Source organism: Nocardiopsis xinjiangensis YIM 90004 (assembly GCF_000341145.1).
GTDB lineage: Bacteria > Actinomycetota > Actinomycetes > Streptosporangiales > Streptosporangiaceae > Nocardiopsis > Nocardiopsis xinjiangensis.
On record NZ_ANBE01000086.1, the window covers coordinates 1 to 736 of the forward strand.

The following is a 736-nucleotide window of genomic DNA, read 5'->3' on the forward strand; positions in this document are numbered from 1 at the left end:
GACCAAGGGCATGGACGAGGACGAGCTCGCTGCCGCGGTGGCAGGGAACGCCCACCGCGGGTTCTCCTTCTGAGGGTGGTTCCGGCGCTCGGCCCGGTCAGCGGCGCGGGCCCCGCTGCGGGGGCCAGTGGGCCTGGACGTGTCGTGTGCCGTCGCGGTGGTCCCAGGGCCGGAAGGCGTCCCCGTTCGAGGGCGCCGGCCGGTCCGAGTCGTGATGGGCGGGCCGCTCCGAGGGCGGGGGATGGTCGTCGTCGGCGCTCAGCAGCAGGAACAGGCTGCAGATGAGCACGAAGACGAACAACCCCACGATGAGCGGCAGTATCAGGTCGAACGCTGCGGCGCCCTCGGGGCTGCCTTGTGGCGTGTTCTCCGGCTCTGCCACCTCCACGCCGGCCATGCCGGCGTAGTGCATGAGGGTGACCGCCGCGCCCATGACGACGGCGGCGAGGACGATGGCGGGTTGCCCGTCGAGCCTGGAGGCGCACCACAGCGCCACCGTGGCTGCCACGAGCGCGATGAGGGCCGCGGTGGTGACCCAGAAGAGGTCGTGGTGCATCTCGCCGTGGGTGTTCATGGAGGCCATGCCCATGTAGTGCATGCTCACCACGCCCAGGCCGGCGACCGGCCCGCTCAGCAGCAGCCGGACCACACTGTTCTCGAACAGGGTGAGGGAGAGCGCCACACCCATGACCACGACGGCGGTGATTCCGCTGAGGACGGTCAGGAAGGTGTCGTA

Annotated in this window: 1 protein-coding gene; it reads right to left on the reverse strand. The window is 70.5% G+C overall.

The window, feature by feature from the left end; translation table 11 throughout:
* Positions 1-97: 97 nt before the first annotated feature.
* Positions 98-736 (reverse strand): MHYT domain-containing protein (locus D473_RS25370; RefSeq protein ID WP_017611542.1); only part of this gene is annotated, 639 nt, incomplete at its 5' end.